This is a genomic window from Pseudomonas sp. DVZ6 (genome assembly GCF_024259445.1).
Taxonomy (GTDB): Bacteria; Pseudomonadota; Gammaproteobacteria; order Pseudomonadales; family Pseudomonadaceae; genus Aquipseudomonas; species Aquipseudomonas peradeniyensis.
In genome coordinates this window covers 109,546-128,123 of the sequence record NZ_JANCLM010000002.1, presented here as the reverse complement: position 1 = coordinate 128,123, position 18,578 = coordinate 109,546, and the positions used below count along the sequence as shown (strand labels likewise).

13 protein-coding genes and 1 pseudogene are annotated in these 18,578 nt (G+C 61.3%); 7 read left to right on the top strand and 7 right to left on the bottom strand.

Annotated features, from left to right (window positions below; all coding sequences use genetic code 11):
* Positions 1–85 precede the first annotated feature (85 nt).
* On the top strand, positions 86–1,444 hold the full coding sequence (locus tag NMG10_RS01965) for a DUF4041 domain-containing protein (RefSeq protein ID WP_232856225.1): 1,359 nt from the start codon (positions 86–88) through the stop codon (positions 1,442–1,444).
* A gap of 294 nt (positions 1,445–1,738) precedes the next feature.
* Here the strand turns inward: NMG10_RS01965 and NMG10_RS01960 are convergent, their stop codons facing one another.
* Positions 1,739–2,476: a hypothetical protein gene (locus NMG10_RS01960; RefSeq protein WP_232856224.1), complete on the bottom strand. Its 738-nt coding sequence runs from the start codon at positions 2,474–2,476 to the stop codon at positions 1,739–1,741.
* Between the two features lie 756 nt (positions 2,477–3,232).
* On the opposite strand from NMG10_RS01960, the gene NMG10_RS01955 reads away from it, so the two are divergent.
* From NMG10_RS01955 to NMG10_RS01930, 6 genes are all read left to right on the top strand, one after another.
* Positions 3,233–4,930: a hypothetical protein gene (locus NMG10_RS01955; protein WP_232856223.1), complete on the top strand. Its 1,698-nt coding sequence runs from the start codon at positions 3,233–3,235 to the stop codon at positions 4,928–4,930.
* A 63-nt stretch (positions 4,931–4,993) separates the two neighbouring features.
* Complete coding sequence (locus tag NMG10_RS01950; RefSeq protein WP_232856222.1) at positions 4,994–5,998, top strand: hypothetical protein; 1,005 nt, start codon at positions 4,994–4,996, stop codon at positions 5,996–5,998.
* 71 nt (positions 5,999–6,069) lie between these two features.
* The gene (locus NMG10_RS01945) at positions 6,070–8,829 is read left to right on the top strand and encodes a hypothetical protein (RefSeq protein WP_232856221.1); all 2,760 of its coding nucleotides are present in this window, start codon (positions 6,070–6,072) and stop codon (positions 8,827–8,829) included.
* Between the two features lie 17 nt (positions 8,830–8,846).
* A complete protein-coding gene (locus tag NMG10_RS01940) occupies positions 8,847–9,116 on the top strand; it encodes a hypothetical protein (RefSeq protein WP_232856220.1) in 270 nt (89 codons plus the stop codon).
* Positions 9,117–9,130: 14 nt separating this feature from the next.
* Positions 9,131–9,967, top strand: coding sequence for a hypothetical protein (locus NMG10_RS01935; RefSeq protein ID WP_232856219.1), 837 nt, complete (start codon positions 9,131–9,133; stop codon positions 9,965–9,967).
* A gap of 129 nt (positions 9,968–10,096) precedes the next feature.
* Positions 10,097–11,704 carry a methyl-accepting chemotaxis protein gene (locus NMG10_RS01930; RefSeq protein WP_254463772.1) on the top strand — a complete coding sequence of 536 codons (1,608 nt, stop codon included), beginning with the start codon at positions 10,097–10,099 and terminating at the stop codon, positions 11,702–11,704.
* A 424-nt stretch (positions 11,705–12,128) separates the two neighbouring features.
* On the opposite strand, the pseudogene NMG10_RS01925 reads toward NMG10_RS01930, so the two are convergent.
* The 6 genes and pseudogenes from NMG10_RS01925 to NMG10_RS01900 all read right to left on the bottom strand — a co-directional run bounded on the left by NMG10_RS01925 (position 12,129) and on the right by NMG10_RS01900 (position 18,559).
* Positions 12,129–12,316, bottom strand: a pseudogene (locus NMG10_RS01925) (CopG family transcriptional regulator).
* Positions 12,317–12,517: 201 nt separating this feature from the next.
* Positions 12,518–14,755 carry a TonB-dependent siderophore receptor gene (locus NMG10_RS01920; RefSeq protein WP_254463679.1) on the bottom strand — a complete coding sequence of 746 codons (2,238 nt, stop codon included), beginning with the start codon at positions 14,753–14,755 and terminating at the stop codon, positions 12,518–12,520.
* 240 nt (positions 14,756–14,995) lie between these two features.
* Positions 14,996–15,958, bottom strand: coding sequence for a siderophore ABC transporter substrate-binding protein (locus tag NMG10_RS01915; RefSeq protein WP_254463677.1), 963 nt, complete (start codon positions 15,956–15,958; stop codon positions 14,996–14,998).
* Positions 15,955–16,737 carry an ABC transporter ATP-binding protein gene (locus NMG10_RS01910; RefSeq protein ID WP_254463675.1) on the bottom strand — a complete coding sequence of 261 codons (783 nt, stop codon included), beginning with the start codon at positions 16,735–16,737 and terminating at the stop codon, positions 15,955–15,957. Before NMG10_RS01910 ends, NMG10_RS01915 begins: the two co-directional genes overlap by 4 nt.
* Positions 16,734–17,669: an iron chelate uptake ABC transporter family permease subunit gene (locus NMG10_RS01905; protein WP_254463771.1), complete on the bottom strand. Its 936-nt coding sequence runs from the start codon at positions 17,667–17,669 to the stop codon at positions 16,734–16,736. The genes NMG10_RS01910 and NMG10_RS01905 overlap by 4 nt, the downstream gene beginning before the upstream one ends.
* Complete coding sequence (locus NMG10_RS01900) at positions 17,669–18,559, bottom strand: ABC transporter permease (RefSeq protein ID WP_232856261.1); 891 nt, start codon at positions 18,557–18,559, stop codon at positions 17,669–17,671. The genes NMG10_RS01905 and NMG10_RS01900 overlap by 1 nt, the downstream gene beginning before the upstream one ends.
* Between the last annotated feature and the right edge of the window lie 19 nt (positions 18,560–18,578).

Genomic DNA, 18,578 nt, shown 5'->3' with positions numbered 1-18,578 from the left:
GCACGACAAATCGTTGTAGGGCGTTGCGATACCTACCTCGTGCTTCTTCAGTCTATGCATTCGACTCAAAACGAGGAAGGAACCCATGTCGTTTAGTGACTATCTGAAAGGCCCGGCTCACCGACAGCGTGCTGAAGCTCTAGAAGCACAACTTGCGGAGCTTCTGTTACAGCATTCGCAACTGCAAGAGCTCGTTACGAAAATTGGCGCCATGGATGTAGTGGATGTCCAGAAACAGATTGAACAAGAGCAAGCGAGGCTGGCAGTTGTACGCGAGGAAACCCAGCGTTCAGAGAGGGAGTTGGCTGCACTTGCACAGCGCTCCACTGATCTGCAGGGGCAGATACTCGTATGGGAAGAGACGTTGCTCCTCGAAAGCTTTGCCCTCTATGAGCCTAAGTTCAAGCTGACAACCAGCCAGGAGTACAAGGCTCGGTTGGATCATATTCGTGATCGTCAAAAAGTCCTGATCAAGAATGGGCAGGCAGCCACCGGCAACACGAACTGGACGGTGAACAACAGCCAAACCCAAGGTCGTAAGCTCGTAAACGACATGATCAAATTGGTGGTTCGTTCATTCAACAACGAAACCGATGCCTGCGTGTCTAACGTGAAGTTTGACAATGTCGAGCTAGGTGAAAAGCGAATCCTCAAATCCTTTGAAGCTTGCAATCGACTAGGCAAGATCATGAGCGTAGAGATATCTGGAATCTATCTCGATCTCAAGCTCGATGAACTGCACCTTGCTCATGAATTCCAAATCAAGAAGCAAGAGGAAAAGGAAGAGGCCAAACGCGCTCGTGAAGAACTTCGAGAGCAGCAGAAGCTCGAGCAGGAAATTCGCGCGGCCCGGGAGAAAATTGCCAAGGAGCGGAAACACTTCACGACCGCAATGCGTGACCTTCAGGCTCGCCTTGAGCAAGTGCAATCTGATGAGGAGCGCTCAGCGCTGCTGGTGAAGTTGGCCGAGGTTGAGGCAGGGCGAGCCGAGCTCGAAAGCGAAGAAAAGCTCATTGATTACCGTGAGCAGAATGCCAAAGCTGGGTATGTGTATGTGATCTCTAACCTGGGGGCATTCGGGGAAGGGATTTACAAGATCGGCATGACTCGCCGGCTAGAGCCTATGGATCGAGTTGATGAGCTGGGTGACGCGTCAGTACCGTTTTGGTTCGACGTGCATGCAATGGTTTTCTCGAACAACGCTCCAGCATTGGAAGCGAAACTCCACGAGCATTTCGCATCTGGCCGGCTTAACAAGGTCAACGGGCGGAAAGAGTTCTTCCGAGCTGAGATTGCAGAGATCGAGAGGATCATCCGGGAAAATTACGATGCTGTTGTCGAGGTAACCCATGAAGCGCCGGCGGAGCAGTATCGTGAAAGCCTTCGCATGGCCTTACCCAAGCCGGCAATCCAGCAATCAGAGCGCATAACTGCGCGAAGCTAATTCGTGACCTGGGAAGAGTTGTAGCACTCAGGCAGTTGTCAGATCGATATGTTCATCAACAGAGCACGACTGGTGCAGAAGGTACGCACGAAAGGACGCTGTGCAGTTGTCGAGATGGCGCCGGCAGCTCGAGCGTGATCTGGCAGACGCAAACCACAGGTGATCGACCCAGAAGGTCACCTTCCACAATACGCGATTTAACATAATATACATTATGCGTATATTCGCATTGAGCACCACGCCCAGTGGGAGGCCAGATCTCAGCCTCCATCAAAGCCCTGATGCCAATCCAGCTCACTGGAACGTCAGTTCTTCCGGTACCCTATACCGACCACCGTCATAATCCAGATCGAACGTCTTCGTCGACGTACTGCTCTCGATTTCCTGACAGTCATCCTCGCCTTTGAGCACGCTCCGACTCCCAGTCGATATCTCGGTCACCCGCAGCCTGTTGAAGCCATCCTTGCCAGGTTTGCCAATCGCTAGCGTGCGTTTTGTCTCGCCGAACTCACCGGCGCAGGAACCATCCCATTCACCGTTGCCCTTGCTTACAACCAGGCCTCCCATGACCCGGCGCAACTGCGAGCCGTCGTTCACGTAGAGACTCAGTGTCTCGCTGCTGAACGGATTGACCCGCGACGAGCCTGTATGACGAATGCGCACGCCAAATGCCCGCTGCCCAGGCGCAACCTGATAACGCGCCGTGTCCAGCGTCAGGCCTGAAAACTGCACCGCGTCGGAGACGATCGCTGCCTCCTGGTAACTGCGAGCAATGATCTTGCCGCTGACAGCTTCGGCCACCAGGACATCCAGGCCATAATCGCCTTGCCCGTACTCATCGACGTTCATCATCACGGGCAAGGCTGCCAGGACCTGGCTGGCGTCTGCAGGATTGACCTTGCAGACCGCAAACTCGCTGGCGAGCTTCAAGGTTGGATGCAGGTGGTGGGCCCAGGTTTGCAGGTGCTGCGTGCAGTCGCCCCAGGCGATCATGGGGGCAAACAACAGCGGTAAGACGGTGAATCCACGCATGAAGGTGTCTCATTCCTTTGAAGGTTTTGCCAGGGTATGCGAGCTGGGCGAAAACTTCACATGATTGATGGGTAAAGGTGCCCTGCCCGTTTTTTTGATGATCATTAATTATAACTCAACTAAATATTCATTTAGTTGAGTTATATATGAAGACGCCAGACAACGTCATGCTCATCCCCTCACCTATCGGCTCTTGCAGATTCCGTCGAGGTCATGACCAGCAATGTGTCAAGACACGGGGAACGAGAACTTCCAGGCAAAGGACATTCTCCGTTCGTCGCTTGTCATGGAAAGCCAGGGCAGGTCCGGCTAACGTCTGATTGCTGGCTTATTGCCACCCGTCATGTAGAACCTCGGTAAAAATATCTGTGAAACACCGTGAACACATTGAAGTGTTCATTTCAGTTTGGTTGCTCTTCACCCAGGGAAGGAAAAATGACCAAGCTCTCGAGTCGATCACGTCACGCAACGGGCTTGGCAATGTCTGCCGCCAGCGTGCCACCCTCACCCATCGCAGCCGCTTGCCTCCACGTTTCATCCGACATTATCGGCTCGCAACTGATCAACGCGCCGCCGTTCGGCGAAGTGCGCTTCTAAGTCCATTACTCGTTCATCACAACGCAAGCAACGATGCTGACTGACCGTCGGCAGGTGACGTGTTGCCCCGGAGACATCGCGCTGTATTCGTACCCGCTCGTCCCTGGCTGCAAATTACCCAGACAGGGTTTCACTTCCCATGGAATCAAGGAAGCCATCATGAACATCCAAGTCGCAACAACCGCCAATAGCAGCCAGTCCAGTGATTTCTCCGGCATCCCGGTACAGATCACCAACCAGCTCAAGGTTCCCATCGACATCTACGATGTGTTCAACCCCGCCGCCAGCGGCCTGAGCGCGCCTTATGTCTACACCAAGCTCGGCACCATCGCCGCGGGCGCGACCGGGACCGTGACGACCATTCGACAGGTCGCGCAACTGGAGGCGATGTACACCGGTCCGATCGATGAACTGCAAAGCTGGTACTACTACCAGTTCCCGCTCAAATTCATGTCCGGCACTCAGTTCACTTTCGGCAATCCCCCGCCACTGAGCTACACCGTGGGCGAGAGCGACCGGCAGTCGATGATCCAGTCGTTTCTGTTCCACAAGTACGCAATGGCCAACCCTGATTCAGCACTGACCAAGAACCTCAACATCGCGTTGAAAAGTGGCGATGCTAACGCGATTAATACCTTTTTCGCCGGCACCCTGAACTTCAAGAACTGCACCTTGAGTTCATGGAACGCCGTCATGACCTGGCTTTCCATGTTCACCTCAGGCTGGCAAGGCCCCTACTACCTGTACGAAGCCGCGCCAAACCCATTGCCGCAGGGCTATGTACCGGCGCTTGTGGGAACGCTCAACATCGCCTCAAGTACCAGCAGCAACGCGGCAACGCTGACCCTGTGCACCCAGGACAGTAGCGGCAACCTGCAGCCACTTAGCCCGAAACAGACCTCCAGTGCGGTAATGGCCGGTGACGGTACGCTGACCGACCAGAACCCCGGCCAGGATGTGAGCCTGTCGCTGACGCCAGTGTGGATGAATGTGATCCAGACCACCATGGTCGACAACACCCCAACCACGAGCTACATCGCTGGCCCTACGCTTACCGGTACTGTAGCCGGCAGAAAGGTGGTTTCGACGCAGACCCTGATCCCTCTGCCAAGCAAGAGCGCAGGACAAAAACCGGCGGCAGGCTCCTCCAGCCAGACCTTCGGCACCATCTGCCAGGTGGTGGGCCTGATCGTGGGTCTGGTCATGCTGTACGAGATCGCCGAGAAACGCCTGAAAGGCCAGCAGAGCCAGGAAGAGCAAGCCAAGTCCGATGCCAAGAGCGAGTCGGACTACCAGGATAAGGTGCAAGAAATCGAGAAGACCACGGCCAGCGACAATGCCGAGACCTTCAATGATAGCGCCGAGATCATCAGCCAGGACAGCGCGGGAGTGGCTGATGGCTATGCACAAACTTCGCAGGTCCAGCAGAAGGATGTGCTCACCCAGACCATCGAGAACGAAACTCAGACGTTCAACGAAGAGATTAATCAACAGCTGGAAGACGGCATGACGCCGACGCAGGACTTCGAAAACGCCTACTCGAGTGCGCAGCAGTCATTCGAGACGGCACAGCAGCAGATCGAACAGGGCAACCTCACGGATGCCAGCGCAACCATGGCAAAAGCGTCCACCTCGATGCAGGCCACCATCGAGCAGAGCGCTCAGCAAATGCAGAAGTCGGAGGTCGATGCGCTGCAGCAATCATCCGATGCCATTGAAGAAGCCACCCGCCAGGCCGACGCTCTCAACGAGGCCCAGGACCAGTACGAAGAAAACATGAACAACGAGGAAAACGACTCGGGTTTCAACGAAGAAGACACCACGCCAGAAACCGAAGAAATCCCCGACGCTCTCTGACCCGTATACCGCAACCGCCTGAGCGGTTGCGGCCTGTTCCCCCAAACGCAAAAGGATACGCGTATGATCATTTCCTGGTTCACCCAGCCCACTGACGCCAATGCCTCCTACTACCAGTACGACAGCGTCACTCAGCAGTTCTCCCGCATTCGCCTGGAACTTGGTCGCACCAGCATGAGCGGCAACAACGGCACTTTCGCCACCTACAAATCGCAACGCACGTTCGGTTTCTCCGACCAGCGCTACTCCACCCAGAACCCCGCTGATCACTGGAGCGTCAACGAGGACGGTAAGCTCTGCTACGACAAGACCGTACTGCGTGGCGTCCCTCCCCAAGTCGGCGATAAGGTTTACGACAGCAGCAATACCAATGAATTCGTCCATCGGGGCAACCCGGTCACCGACACGCCGGAACTGCCGGAAGGTATTTTGCCCAAACACTTGGCGCTGCTTGCCAACGAGGCGATGGTACAAAAAGCCCAAATCGATCTGACGCTCGGCACAGCCACGCAGGAAGCGCTGATCGAGGCCATCCAGAACAAGGTCTGCGGCATTCTCAAGGTCGATAATTTCGAGCAGGTCACCGATGACCTGATCCTGGGGAAACTGACTTCACAGATCGCTCAGATCGGTCAATCCGCAGGCAAGCAACAAGCGCAGACCTTGAACGAGGCTTTGGCCAAGAGTGCGCAGGTCAACGAGTGGATCGCCTCGCAGATGAATGACGGCCTGCTGACTCCCACAACGGAGTTCGAGAACGCCTTCGAGCAACTGCAACAAGCGGTCATCGATGCGCAGAGCGCCACCGGCCAGGCCAATCTGCAACAGGCACTGACTGAGATCAGTACAGCCCAGCAGCGGGTGGAGACGCTGATCGGCACCCTCGACGCCGAACAACATGCCGCTGCCGTGCAAGAGTTGAAAAACGCCTCGCAAGCGTTGGCCGAAGCCCAGACAAGTGCCAGCGAATGGCAAGAGATCAATGCCGAGTACGAACCGCTTGCCGAAGCCGAAAGTATCGAAGCGTACGAGCAGGAAATCGGTATAGAGGTCGAAGCCGCCGTTTGAGCACTGCTTCGATCAGGCCCGCCGCCTGAACGGCGGTGGGCACACCAGCCCCTGTTTCGCGGAGATCGTCCATGGCCAGTTACCCGCAGATCACCATCGACAACAAGCTCGCCGGACCGGTCTCGGTCTACGATGCGTTTGTCGACAACACCAATGACACGAGCCTCGCCAACTATTTTGGCACCCTGACCAGCCTAGGCAGTGTGGGCGCGGCAAACGTTACTGCCTTTACGCCGATCCACGGTCCCATTTCCACCTACATCCTCTATGACAGCCAGAACACGCCGGTCAAGCGTGTGTTCACCCTGGGCACGGCCCCGCAGACCTTCGAGGTGAACCAGGCGGACCTCGATGTCATCGCCACCACGCAGAACTTCGTAAAACTGATGCAGGACAGCCCAACCCACCCGCTCGTGCAGCAATTCAACGTGTTGATCAAAGGTGGCAAGAGCAGCGCCCAGGACGTCGATGCCTTCTTCAGGAACAGCGCCGACTATAGCACCTGCTCCTACATCTCCTACATGCTGGTGATGGTTGCCCTGGCGCGCACCCCGGCCACACGCAACCTGCCTCCCGACCAACAGCGCTACAGCTTGTCGACGCTGCTTCAATACATGGGCATCGATTGGCCTTCTGGCCTGCCGGATATCATCCTCTCGAAGTTCTTTTGCTCGCAGGCCAACCAGCGCATTCAGCTCGGTGGCCAGCTCACGCTCAGTGACATTACGTTTGACAGCGGCGTGCTAGACCATGTGTTGGCCATCCTGCCTTCGCCAACCCTCCGTTTCACCGTGGTTGTCGACCTGGAGCCCGGTCTTGCCGTGGGCAGCACGCAACTGCAGTGCCTGTTCGATAACCTGTCCATTCCGATTGGGGGCAGCAGCACGATCGAACTGGACAAACCCACGGTAATGCTGTCGCTCCTCCCCCTGTTCAAGTTCGTGGTATTCGAGATCAAGGCCATTATGCCGTTCTCGCTGTTCAACAGCCCGACCTTCAACGCAATCGCCGCGATGACTATCGACAACGTCGAGGCGGAAATCGGCGTGACTCTAGATGGCAACGACCATACCCTACTCACACCGCCAGGTATAAAGGGGCTGCATTTCGATCAGTTCGGCGTCGGCATGGGGCTGTTCTTCGAGCCGCCTGGCTTTGCGCTGGGTGTCCAGGGCAAGTTCCATATCGGTGAAGGCAACCAGGTGGTGCAGCTTGATGACGACACCTTCGCGGTGGTGTGCGCATTGCAGGGTGAGGTGCCCAATCCGTTGTATCTTGCCTTCTACGTGCCACAGTTGAGCCTCATGCAGGTCATCACCCTGTTCACCGACCAGGCCTGCAACATCGATGTACCGGTCCAGTTCAGCGACCTGTCATTGCATTGGGCGGAAAACCCGATGGAGCCTGTCACCCTGCCGGATGGCAGCCTCGCGCCGATGGGGTACGGGTTCAGCGCCGCGATGGATCTGTTTGGGCTCGGCTTCTACGCCGACCTGTCGATAGACCTGAATAACGGCGTGCAAGGCAAGGCCGAACTTGCACCCTTCTCCTTTGGCCCGGTGTTTTCCCTCAGCGGCGATGGCAGCGGCGTTAGCATCAAGGTCGATGCCAGCGGTAACCCGATTGCCAACAATACCATTCCAAGGTCAGCAGCAGCCAAACAGGCTATCGACCAGGCGACCAGTAAGCAATTGGTAGCGCCCGGTGGCGCACAGTTGCAGATCAGCACGTCGAACTCGCCCTACTTCAAGCTCGATGCCCGCCTCGCGTTTCTCGGTTTCCATGACAGTATCGACGCCACCATCGACAAGAACGGCATCCGTTTCTCACTCGACTACGGCGCCATCATTTCCGGCACGATGGCCTGCGTGTTAAAGGACTTCCACAACTTCAGCGGCCAGTTCGCCTACGGCCCCAACTTCGACATTCCACTGCCGACGATTGCCGGCCTGAGCCTGGGCCATATCAACCTGACCGCGCAGATCGACACTACACTGGGGCTGTCCACCTCCACCAGCAACCTGGTGTTCAGCGCTGCGGGTGGTTTCGACTTCGAGGGGCTCACCTGCACCATCGGCCCATTCGACCTTGACATCGACATCAGCGGGCTCAGTGACGTACTCGCGGCAATCGAGCACTGGGTACTGAACAATGTACAGCAGCTGTTCGCCGGCCTGCTTGGCGATGCCGGCAGATGGGCGCAGGCGGTCTACAGCAATGCGATCCTGCCTGCCGTTCAAGGCGCCGAGTACGTAGTCAATGTGCTGAAGAATGCTTTCGGCAAGACGCTTGATGAAATCGGTTACTTGCTAAGAGGGTCGACGTACGCGCTGGATGAAGTTGCGAATGCTCTGAGGAGCACCTTCGGTGCCGCAGCCAGCGATGTCGCGGGCGCACTGACTACAGCGTACCAGGCGACCGACCAGGAGGTGGCCAAGGCCCTGCAGGCGGCCGGCTATGCTGCCGATCAGATCGCCAGTGCGCTCAAATCGGTCTTCGACCTCACGGGTAACGCGGCTGCAACCGTGCTCAATGGCCTGGGTTATGGCGCCGACCAGGTCGCCAGCGCGCTGTCCACGGCCTATGGCGCTTCTTCCCAGGCCGTGGCCTCCGCGCTGCGCGGGGTCGGCTACGGGGCCGAGGCGACCGCCCGTGCCTTGAGCGACGTCTTCAACCTTGCGCCCGATGCGGTCAATACCGTTCTGCAGGGCGCGGGCTATGCGGCGAGCGAAGTGGAGAGTGCCTTCAACACAATAGGAGGAGCGTTCGCCAGCTTTGCGCAAAGCACGTGGGATACCGTGACACATTACGCCGACCCATCGAACTGGTAGGGGAACAGGTTATGTTGATGAGCAATAGCGATGCCTTGAATTCGTTTGTCCGGAAACTCCAGGACCCGGCGTTCTTCGCCAAGGTCGGCCCCAGTTTCGCCTTGCTCGCCCCCGGCGACTGGCACGGGCTGCTGCGCTGGAGCGAAGCACTGGGCTACAGTTTCACGTTGGCGGAACTCCATGCATTGTGCTTGGACAACCCACAAATCCTAGAGCCGTTGGCAGGCTCGGAGCACTTGCGCAACTGGAGCCAGGTCAGCCTCACGCAGCTCGCCAAAGGTCTGTAATGGCGTCGCCGCACATGCCTCGACTACAGTTGCTGGGGCAGCACCTCGCTGCCCTGCCAGGTCTGCGCCTGGAATGTTCGTGGCGGCTGCTGGACGGTCGCCTGCAAACCCGCCCCAAGCCCATGTTCTGGCTCGGGGCGGCCCACCGTCACAGCCGCGTCGACTTCGACCGGCTGCACGGTCTACTGTCAGCCCTGGAGTGCCCGTCGGCTTGGCTCGAACTGCACCGACAGTACTCGGTCACTTCACGCTATCAAGGTGTCGCGGTCGACCTTGACGCTCGGCACAATCGCGGCACGCTATTCATGCACTACCGCGATGAAACCGGCGAGCGTCGCCTTGGCCTTGCCTGGGATGGCGACAACTTGCAGCGCAGCGAATACTGCAGTGCGCGCCTGAGCCAGTCGGGCGAGCATCACCGTTTGCTACATCAGGTGCATGCCGTTCATCGCGACCTTCTAGCAGCGCTGCTGCGCGATACGCGGTTGCTCGACCAGGGCGGCTATTGGGTACAGCACCGTCAGGGGCAAGCTATCGAAATCTACTTGACCTACCCTTGGCATCCATCGTCAGGTCAACTCTGGCAGCCGTTTGACACCCGATTGCTGGCACGACTACCTGACGGTTGGCAACGCCACCAGGAAGTACTCATTCGCCATATCGGCTTCAGTTGCCAGTCCGTCGCCGAGCCGACGTTGACCTTCTATACACCGCTACCACGCCCTGACGTCTGGCCAAGCAGCCAAGCGATGCTGGAGCGTGGACTCTACACGCCAACGCAGGCGGACGCCGCTGGGGCCAACGGTCACTGCCCATTGACGGCTATCAAGGAAGACAGCTCCGGTCGATAGCCGCGCGACCGTAGCGCCAGAAGTTCGATCCGCTACACCGTTGCCTCGCATCATAGAAAAATCTGCAGCGACGGCGAAAAACACCCAGCAATCTATGCTCACCAGACCTACCTCATGGAGCCGTTCGAAATGGACATTCGCCAGAAAACCATCGGGTTCGGTCTGGTCAGCATCCTCGCCGCGCTGTTGCTCGGCGGTAGCGGCCTGCTCGCCGAGCATGACCAGAACCAGGCACTCAAGCGCAGCGAGGACAGCATGGCCGCCCTGCGCAATCACATGGAAGGCGACATGATGCACGACGCACTGCGTGCCGACGTGCTCGCCGCCCTGCTGGTCAAGCCGGACGACGTTGATACCGCCAACCAGGTGCTGGCCGACCTCGACGAGCACGCCAAGTGGTTCCGCAGTGTCGTGCAGAGCAATCTCGAGCTGCCCCTGGACACCGATCTGCACCAGGCGATCAGCGACCTGGGCCCGTTGCTGGAGCAGTACATCGCCAGCGCCACCTCGATCATCCAGCTGGCGTTGAAGTCGCCCGAGCAGGCACAGGCGCAGTTGCCGGCCTTCGTCGCGGCGTTCAAGGAGCTGGAGCAGCGCAACAGCACCCTCAGCGACCTGATCGCCGGCAACGCCGACAAGAGCCGCGAGCAGAGCACCGCCACCCTGCACCAGGGCATCGCCGTGCTGGTCGGCGGGATGATCCTGGCCACCCTGGTCCTGGCGCTGTGCACCGTCCTGCTGCTGCGCTCGATCCTGCGCCCCCTGAGCCGGACCATGGCGGTGGCCGAGCGCATCGCCCAGGGCGACCTGACTACTCAGATCCAGGTCCATGACCGCGACGAGACCGGGCACCTGCTGCGCTCGCTGGCCGACATGCGCGACAGCCTGGGCAACATGATCAAGGCGATCCACGAAGAAAACCTGCTGCTGCGCGAGGTAGCCGATGAACTGGGCCAGGCCTCCAGCAGCCTGGTGGAACGCACCAGCCAGCAGTCCGACAGCGCCGTGAGCATGGCCTCGGCTACCGAGCAGATGATCGCCAACCTGGCGCAGATCGCCGAACATGCCCGGGATGCGCAGTCCATTTCCGGTCAGTCCGAGCGCCTGGCCAGCGACGGTGGCGAAGTCATCCTCAGCGTAGTCGGCGGCATGCAGGGGATCGACGAGGCGGTCAATCGCTCCTCCGAAACCATCACTGTGCTGGGGCAAAGCTCCGAGGAAATCTACTCGATCATCCAGGTGATCAATACCATCGCTGAGCAGACCAACCTGCTGGCCCTCAACGCGGCCATCGAGGCGGCTCGCGCCGGCGACGCCGGACGCGGCTTCGCCGTGGTGGCCGACGAGGTGCGCGGCCTGGCCGGGCGCACGGCGCAGTCGACCCGGGAAATCGCCGACATGATCGAGCGCATCCGCCACAGCACTGGCAATGCCGTGGACAGCATGCAGACTGGCGTCACCCGGGTACGCGCCGGGGTGGAGCTGGCCACCCAGGCCGGGGCGTCGATCCAGCAGATTCGTGAAGGGGCGCGCCGCGCCGCCTCGGTGGTCGAGGAGATCTCGCAGACCATCGGCGAGCAGACCAAGGCCAGCCAGGAGGTGGCGCAGCAGGTCGAGCTGATTGCCCGCATGTCCAGGGACAGTACCGACACCACGCGGCAACTGGCCTCGGCGGCGCAGCGGTTGGGGGAGATTGCCCAGGGTATGCAGGCGAGTGTGTCGCGGTTTCGGGTGTGAGGGGGCTGCGGGGTGTCCGACAAGAGAGTTGCAGCGCTCTTGAGATCGAGCGCCACCCGCGCGGCGCATCGCGACACAAGGCCGCTCCTACATCTGTTTCGGGCCAGTCAATCCTGTGCCATTACCGGGTCCGTCTTGTTGGTATGACGCGGTTTCAGCGTGGGCACCACTGGCGCCTCACCTGTCTCAAGGCAAGCGCCAAGGCGGGCAACCATAGCCTGACAGGTTCGGCACGTTGCAAAAAATGTAGGAGCGGGCTTGTCCCGCGATGCGCCGCGCGGGCGGCGCTCGATCTTGTAGGCGCTGCAAGACTATCGCCAAGCACTTGGTGACCACACGCCTGGCACCGGCTATGCCGGTGATCGCGGGCCAAGCCCGCTCCCACGCTGATGATGCTTGTCAACTTCGAACCCTGTACGAGCGGTTATGCGTCACCGTGCGGCGCTGGTAATGGTGTGTCCGTGCCGAGGCTATCAACCCAGGCCTGAACGGCCTGATGATCAATCACACAGTCAGTATCAACATCCGCCAGTGCTTCCAATGTTAACCGCATGTGTTCTTTTTCATTGGCCAAGATTGAGCAGGCTTTGATACGAGTCACCATGATCGGATCTCCTCAGTAGTCGGGCTGAAACTGACCGCCCGCTCATGAACACCTTCACCAGTGCTCCATTTTGCAAGGCCGTTCAGCAGTTTGATGCAAAAGTAGCAAATGGTCATCCAGCGTCCATGGGCTGCAGAGCCTGGCACCGGCTGCGTGGTGATCGCGGTGCAAGTCGCACCGCCCCTCCCACGTAGCCAGCGCTGGTCTGGCTAGAAATCCACCGAGGTAGAGAACAACAACGACCGCGGCGTCCCCAGCCCGCCGGACAGGCCACTGCCATCGCCGCCGTTCCACGAACCGATCCAGTAAGCCTTGTTGGCCACGTTCTGCACGGTGGCGCGGAAAGTCACCGGTTTGTCCGAAATCTTCAGGCTGTAGCGGGCGCCCAGGTCGAAGATCGTGTAGGACGGCAGCGACAGGTTGTTGGCATCGGTGGCGTAGCGCCGGCCGGCATAGTTGGCGTTGCCGGTCAGGGTCAGGCCGGGAAGCGCGCGCAAGTCGTACTCGACGCCGAGCTTGGCCAGCACCTTGGGCACGCCGGTGGCCTGGTTGCCTTCGTTCTCCTTGCGTATCGATTTCGTCAGCTCGGCCTTGGTGTAGGACGCACCGCCCAGCAGGCGCAGGCCCGGCTCGAGCTCGCCGAAGAACGACCATTCCAGGCCACGGTTGCGCTGCTCGCCGTACACGCCGTAGATCTGCGTGGCCGGGTCGGTATAGGCGCTTGGCTTCTTCACCTGGTAGACACTGACCGTGTGGGCGAAGGTGCCCAGGTCGAGCTTGGCGCCCAGCTCGTACTGCTTGGTCTGGTACGGCGCCATGATCGCGCCCGCGTTTCGCGCGTTGTCCGGCGCGATGCCGCCCTGGCTCAGGCCTTCGATGTAGTTGCCGTACAGCGACAGCTCGTCGGTGACCTTGACCAGCAGGGCCGTGGCCGGCGATACACGGCTTTCATCGTAGGCCTTGGAGGTGCGCTGGTGGTTGCCGTCGTAGTTCGACGCTCGCACGTTCTGGTGGCGTGCACCCACGGTCCACTGCACCTTGTCATCGAGGAACGACATCGTGTCGAGCAAGGCTTCGCTGCTCAGCCGGGCGCGCATGCGCGAGGTGACGTTGCCGTACTCGCCGATCTCCGGGCGCGGGCCGTAGTCCAGGTTGTAGTAGTTGGTGAGGATGCGCGTCGGCAGGCGCTTGTCCTTGAAGCTGTTCTCGGAGTCGTAGCGGGTGGCCGCCAGCGACCAGGCATGGTCCACGGGCCCGGTGGCGAAACGCCCGCGCAGGCCGACTTCGCCAGACTTCTGCTCGCCGTCGCGGGCCGAGCGGATCGGTGTGGCGGCGATGTCGCCGGCATCATTGAGCAGCATGCCGCTGGTCATCAGCGCGTTGTAGCCCCCTTCCCTATGGCCCCAGCCGGCAAAGGCGGTGAGCGAGTCGTTGAGGTCGTACTCGCCGCGCAGCACCACGGTGTCGGTGTCGTTGACGGTGTAGCCCCACTCCGGAGCCAGCGAGTGATCGCCCTTCTTGGCCTTGGGCAGGTGGGTCACCCCGGGGCTGATCGAAGAGATGCCGAAATAGTTGACCCCGTCCATGCGCTCGCGCTGGTGGTAGTAGTCCAGCGACGCCCTCGCCCGCTCGCCGCGCCAGTCCAGGGCCAGCGACGACAACTGCATGCGGTGCTGCTGGTCGTCCACCGGGGTGTCGCCGTCGCGGTAGACGCCGTTGAAGCGCACGCCGAACTGCTTCTGGTCGCCGAAGCGGCGGCCGATATCGGCATGCATGCCGGCCAGGCCATCGGACTCGTAGGAGGCGGTCAGCCGGGCCAGGGGCTCGTCGCCGGCTCGCTTGGGCACGATATTGATGCTGCCGCCGACGCTGCCGTCAGGCGGCATGCCGTTGAGCAGCGCCGACGGGCCCTTGAGCACCTCGATGCGCTCGGCCAGCTCGGTGGAGCCGCGCATGTTCGGCGCCATGCTCGACAGGCCGTTGAAGGTGATGTCGTTGCCGGTGCTGTAGAGGCCACGAATGAAGAAGGTTTCGAAGATGCCGCGCTTGCTCGGCACGTAGACCGACGGATCGGTGGCGCCGATCACCGAGCCGATGTCCTGGGCCTGGCGGTTCTCGATGTATTCCTTGGTGTAGCTGATGGCGTTGAACGGGGTTTCGCTGAAGTCCTTGTTGCCCATCAGGCCGAGCCGGCTGCCTGAGCCGACCTGGCCACCGGCATATTCCGCTGGCGGAGCGCCGAGGGAGTCACGTGTGTCCTGTACCAGGGTTTCCGGCAGGGTCAGGCCCTCTTCCTTCACATCGGGGGTCTGTTGCTGCGCCGAGGAGGTGGGGCGTGGCGGTTGCGCGAAGGCATTGCCGGCAAGGGTGGCCATGCCCAGCAGCAGGGTTATGTGCAAGGCCCTGCGGGGCAGGTTTGGGGCCTTGGGGTATTGCAGTGGCGACATGAGGGGGTCCTTTGGGACGGAATGGTAATGTTTCTCATTAGTCATTCCGTACGAGGCGGTGAATCCCTCAACAGAAATCACAGTCATTTGGCCACTATCCGTGTAGGAGCGGCCTTGTGCCGCGAAAGGGCTGCGCAGCGGCCCCAGGATTTCAGCGTTGACGCAAAGATCGCCGGGGCCGCTTTGCGGCCCTTTCGCGGCACAAGGCCGCTCCTACAGGGAGTGTGTCAAATGGCAGGATCAGCCCTGATACCCCTTCACCACTTCGTCCGCTACCCGCTCCAGGCAGGTCACGCTGGCCGTGCACAGGTACCAGGTCTGCGGGTCGACGAACACCACATGGCCGTTTTTCCACGCCTTGGTCTGGCGCAGCAGCGGGTTGTCCAGGGTCTCGCGGTCCAGCGCGGCCCGGCGCTCCATCACCGCCGTACGGTCGATCACGTAGAGGATGTCCGGGTCGGCCTGGTGAATGAACTCGTTGGAGATCGGCTGCCCGTGCAGGCCGGCCTGCATGTCGTCGCTGGCCGGCTTGACCCCGAGGGTGTCGAAGATGAAGCCATAGCGTGAGCGCACACCGTAGGCGGTGAACGCGCCGTTGTTGTGCAGCACCACCAGCGCCTTTTCCGGGCGCCCGTCGGTCACCTGGCGTACCTGGGCCACCTTGGCGTCGATGCGCGCGGCGGTTTCCCGGGCCCGTTCTTCCTTGCCGAGGATCCGCCCGACGGTCAGCAAGTGCTGCTTGGCGGTCTCGATGACGTTGCCCTGGCGGTTGTCCATATCGATGTCGTAGTGCACCGTCGGGGCGATCTGGCTCAGTTCCTGGTAGCTCTGCGCCTGCAACGGCGAAATCAGGATCAGGTCGGGCTTGAGCGCATGCAGGCGTTCGAGGTTGGGCTGGATGGTGGTGCCGACATCGGCCACCTGCGGGTCGTCGCGGTACTTGACCAGGAAGCCCGCCACATAGTCCTTGGCGATGCCGACCACCGGCGCGCCGAGCTGGTCGAGGGTGTCCAGTTCGCTCATGTCGAAGGCCACCACGCGCTGCGGCTGGTGTTCGACCAGCGTGGTGCCCAGGGCGTGCTCGACCTTCACCGGGGCGTAGTCGGCGCTGGCGGCGCGCTCCTGGGCCGGCGGGGCCTGGTCGCAGCCGGGAAGCGCGGCCGCCACGGCGGCGGCCAGCAGTATCTTGCAGATTCCGTTCATACCAGCTCTCTCGATAGTGATGGGTTGAAGTAGTTGCAGACAAAACCGTGCGCGCTGGGCAGGATCTCGAAGGCCAGGCCGAACAGCGCGCGCAGGTTGGCCTGGGTGACCACCTCGGCGACCGTCCCGTGGCTGTGCACGGCGCCGCCCTTCATGGCGACGATGTGGTCGGAATAGTTGGCGGCGAAGTTGATGTCGTGCACCACCAGGATCACCGTGCGCCCCTGCTCGTCGCAGAGCCTGCGGATCGCCTGCATGATCTGCACCGCGTGCTTCATGTCGAGGTTGTTCAGCGGCTCGTCGAGCAGCAGCAGGTCGGTGCGCTGGGCGATGGTCATGGCCAGGAACGCCATCTGTCGCTGGCCGCCGCTGAGCTCGTCGAGGTAAGCCCCGCGCAGGGGTTGCAGCCCCAGGAAATCCAGCGACTCGTCGATCACATGCCGGTCGTCGGCGGTCAGCAGGCCGCGGCTGTACGGGAAGCGGCCGAAGGCGACCAACTCCTCGACGGTGAGGCGCAGGTTGAAGTCCAGCACCTGGCGCAGGGTGGCCACGCGGCGGGCGTAGTCGGCGATGGCGATGCGACCGATGTCCTGGCCGTCGAGCAGGATCCGCCCGCGATTGGCCGGCAGCAGCCGGGCGATGCACATCAGCAGGGTGCTCTTGCCGGCGCCGTTGGGGCCGATCAGCGAAGTGACCTGGCCTGCGGGAAACGCCAGGCTCACATCGTCGAGCACGGTCTTCTCGCCGTAGGCCTTGTGCAGGTGTTCAAGGGTGATCATGGGGTGCCTCGGGTGCGGACCATCAGCGCGAGGAAGTACGCGCCGCACACCAGGTTGACGAGGATGCTCACGCTGGTCCGGTAGTTGAACAGGTGCTCGACCAGCAGTTGGGCGAGCAGGAACATGCCGATGGCCACGGCGCAGGCCAGTGGCAGGGTCACCTGGTGCCGGGCGCTGCGCGCCAGGGCGTAGGCGATGTTGGCGACAAACACCCCCATGAACGCGGTCGGCCCCACCAGGCTGGTGGACACCGCCACCAGCACGGCGATCAGCGCCATCTGCAGGCGCAGGCAGCGGCCATGGTCCAGGCCCAGGGCGATGGCCTGGTCGCGCCCCAGCGCCAGTACGTCGAGCACCCGCGTGCCGCGCGCCACCAGCAGCGCCACCGCCGCCACCAGCAGGCCCGAGTACAGCACCTGGGCCGGCTGGGCGCGGTTGAAGCTGGTGTAGCCCAGGCTCTGCAGGATGGAGAATTCCCCCGGACTGGTCTTGAGCTGGATGAACTGGGTGAAGGTGCCCAGCACCATGGTCAGCACCAGGCCCAGCAGCAACAGGCGGTAGACATCACCCCGCCCCTCGCGCAGCAGCCAGCGTTGCAGCAGCCACGAGTAACCGAGCATCAGCGCGATCGACAGCAGCGCGTTGCCCTGGGCGCCCAGCAGCGCCACGCTGGCGGTGCCCAGCCACAGCACCAGCAGGGCCTGGAACAACAGGTAGATGCCTTCGTAGCCCATGATCGCCGGGGTCAGCACGCGGTTGCCGGCCAGGGTCTGGAAGATCACCGAGGACAAGGCGATGCACACCCCGGCCACGACGATCGCGCCCAGGCGCACCAGGCGCTTGGGGATCACGTAGCTGAAGTCCATGCCCGAGCCCAGCAGCAGGAACGCCAGCGCCAGGGCCGGCAACAACAACCAGGCGACGCGGCGCATCATTTGCACTTCCACAGGATCAGCAACAGGAACAGCACGCCGCCGACACTGCCGGCGGTCAGGCCAATGGGTACTTCGTAGGGGTGGATCAGCAGCCGGCCGAGGATGTCGCAGGCCAGCAGCAGCGCCGCGCCGCACATGGCGACGATGGGCAGGGTGCGCTTGAGGTTCTCGCCGTAGCGCAGCGCCACCAGGTTAGGCACCACCAGGCCGACGAAGGGAATCGCGCCCACGGTGATCACCGTGGCCGACACGGTCACCGCCACCAGCACCAGGCCGAGGATGGCGGTGGCCGCGTAGTTGAGCCCGAGGCTGGTGGCCATGCCCTCGCCCATGCCGAGCACGGTGAAGCGCTGGGCGTACAGGTAGGTGAGCACGACAATCGGCAGGATCAGGTAGATGATCTCGTAGTTGCCCTCGATCACCCGCGAGAAGTCGCCCAGCAGCCAGCCCTGCATGCTCTGCAGGATGTTGTGGCGATAGGCGTAGAACTCGGCGATGGCGCTTAGCAGGCTGCCGTACATCAGGCCGATCACCGGCACCAGCACCAGGTTGGTGAAGCGGATGCGGCGGATGATCGCCACATACACCAGGCTCGCCAGCAGGCAGAACACCAGGGCGAACAGCATGCGCCCGCTGGCCCCGGCCCCGGGCAGCACGGTCAGGGCCACCAGGATGCCCAGTTTGGCCGCGTCGAGTCCGCCGCAGGTGGCCGGCTCGACGAAGCGGTTGCGCACGATCTGCTGCAGGATCACCCCGCAGATCGACAGGCCGACACCGGTCAGCACCAGCGCCGCCAGGCGTGGCAAGCGGCTGGCGGTGAGGGTCAGCCAGGCATCGTCGCTGGCCGACCACAAGGCCGACCAGGACATCTGGCTGGCCCCGACCATCAATGAAACGCCACACAGC

Bases quoted from the DNA above. Each gene is read 5' to 3' on its own strand.
- NMG10_RS01945 (WP_232856221.1), top strand. From the start codon at position 6,070: ATGGCCAGTTACCCGCAGATCACCATCGACAACAAGCTCGCCGGACCG.
- NMG10_RS01915 (WP_254463677.1), bottom strand. From the start codon at position 15,958: ATGAACGGAATCTGCAAGATACTGCTGGCCGCCGCCGTGGCGGCCGCG.
- NMG10_RS01940 (WP_232856220.1), top strand. From the start codon at position 8,847: ATGAGCAATAGCGATGCCTTGAATTCGTTTGTCCGGAAACTCCAGGAC.
- NMG10_RS01955 (WP_232856223.1), top strand. From the start codon at position 3,233: ATGAACATCCAAGTCGCAACAACCGCCAATAGCAGCCAGTCCAGTGAT.
- NMG10_RS01960 (WP_232856224.1), bottom strand. From the start codon at position 2,476: ATGCGTGGATTCACCGTCTTACCGCTGTTGTTTGCCCCCATGATCGCC.
- NMG10_RS01905 (WP_254463771.1), bottom strand. From the start codon at position 17,669: ATGCGCCGCGTCGCCTGGTTGTTGTTGCCGGCCCTGGCGCTGGCGTTC.
- NMG10_RS01920 (WP_254463679.1), bottom strand. From the start codon at position 14,755: ATGTCGCCACTGCAATACCCCAAGGCCCCAAACCTGCCCCGCAGGGCC.
- NMG10_RS01965 (WP_232856225.1), top strand. From the start codon at position 86: ATGTCGTTTAGTGACTATCTGAAAGGCCCGGCTCACCGACAGCGTGCT.
- NMG10_RS01900 (WP_232856261.1), bottom strand. From the start codon at position 18,559: ATGGTCGGGGCCAGCCAGATGTCCTGGTCGGCCTTGTGGTCGGCCAGC.
- NMG10_RS01950 (WP_232856222.1), top strand. From the start codon at position 4,994: ATGATCATTTCCTGGTTCACCCAGCCCACTGACGCCAATGCCTCCTAC.
- NMG10_RS01910 (WP_254463675.1), bottom strand. From the start codon at position 16,737: ATGATCACCCTTGAACACCTGCACAAGGCCTACGGCGAGAAGACCGTG.
- NMG10_RS01935 (WP_232856219.1), top strand. From the start codon at position 9,131: ATGCCTCGACTACAGTTGCTGGGGCAGCACCTCGCTGCCCTGCCAGGT.
- NMG10_RS01930 (WP_254463772.1), top strand. From the start codon at position 10,097: ATGGACATTCGCCAGAAAACCATCGGGTTCGGTCTGGTCAGCATCCTC.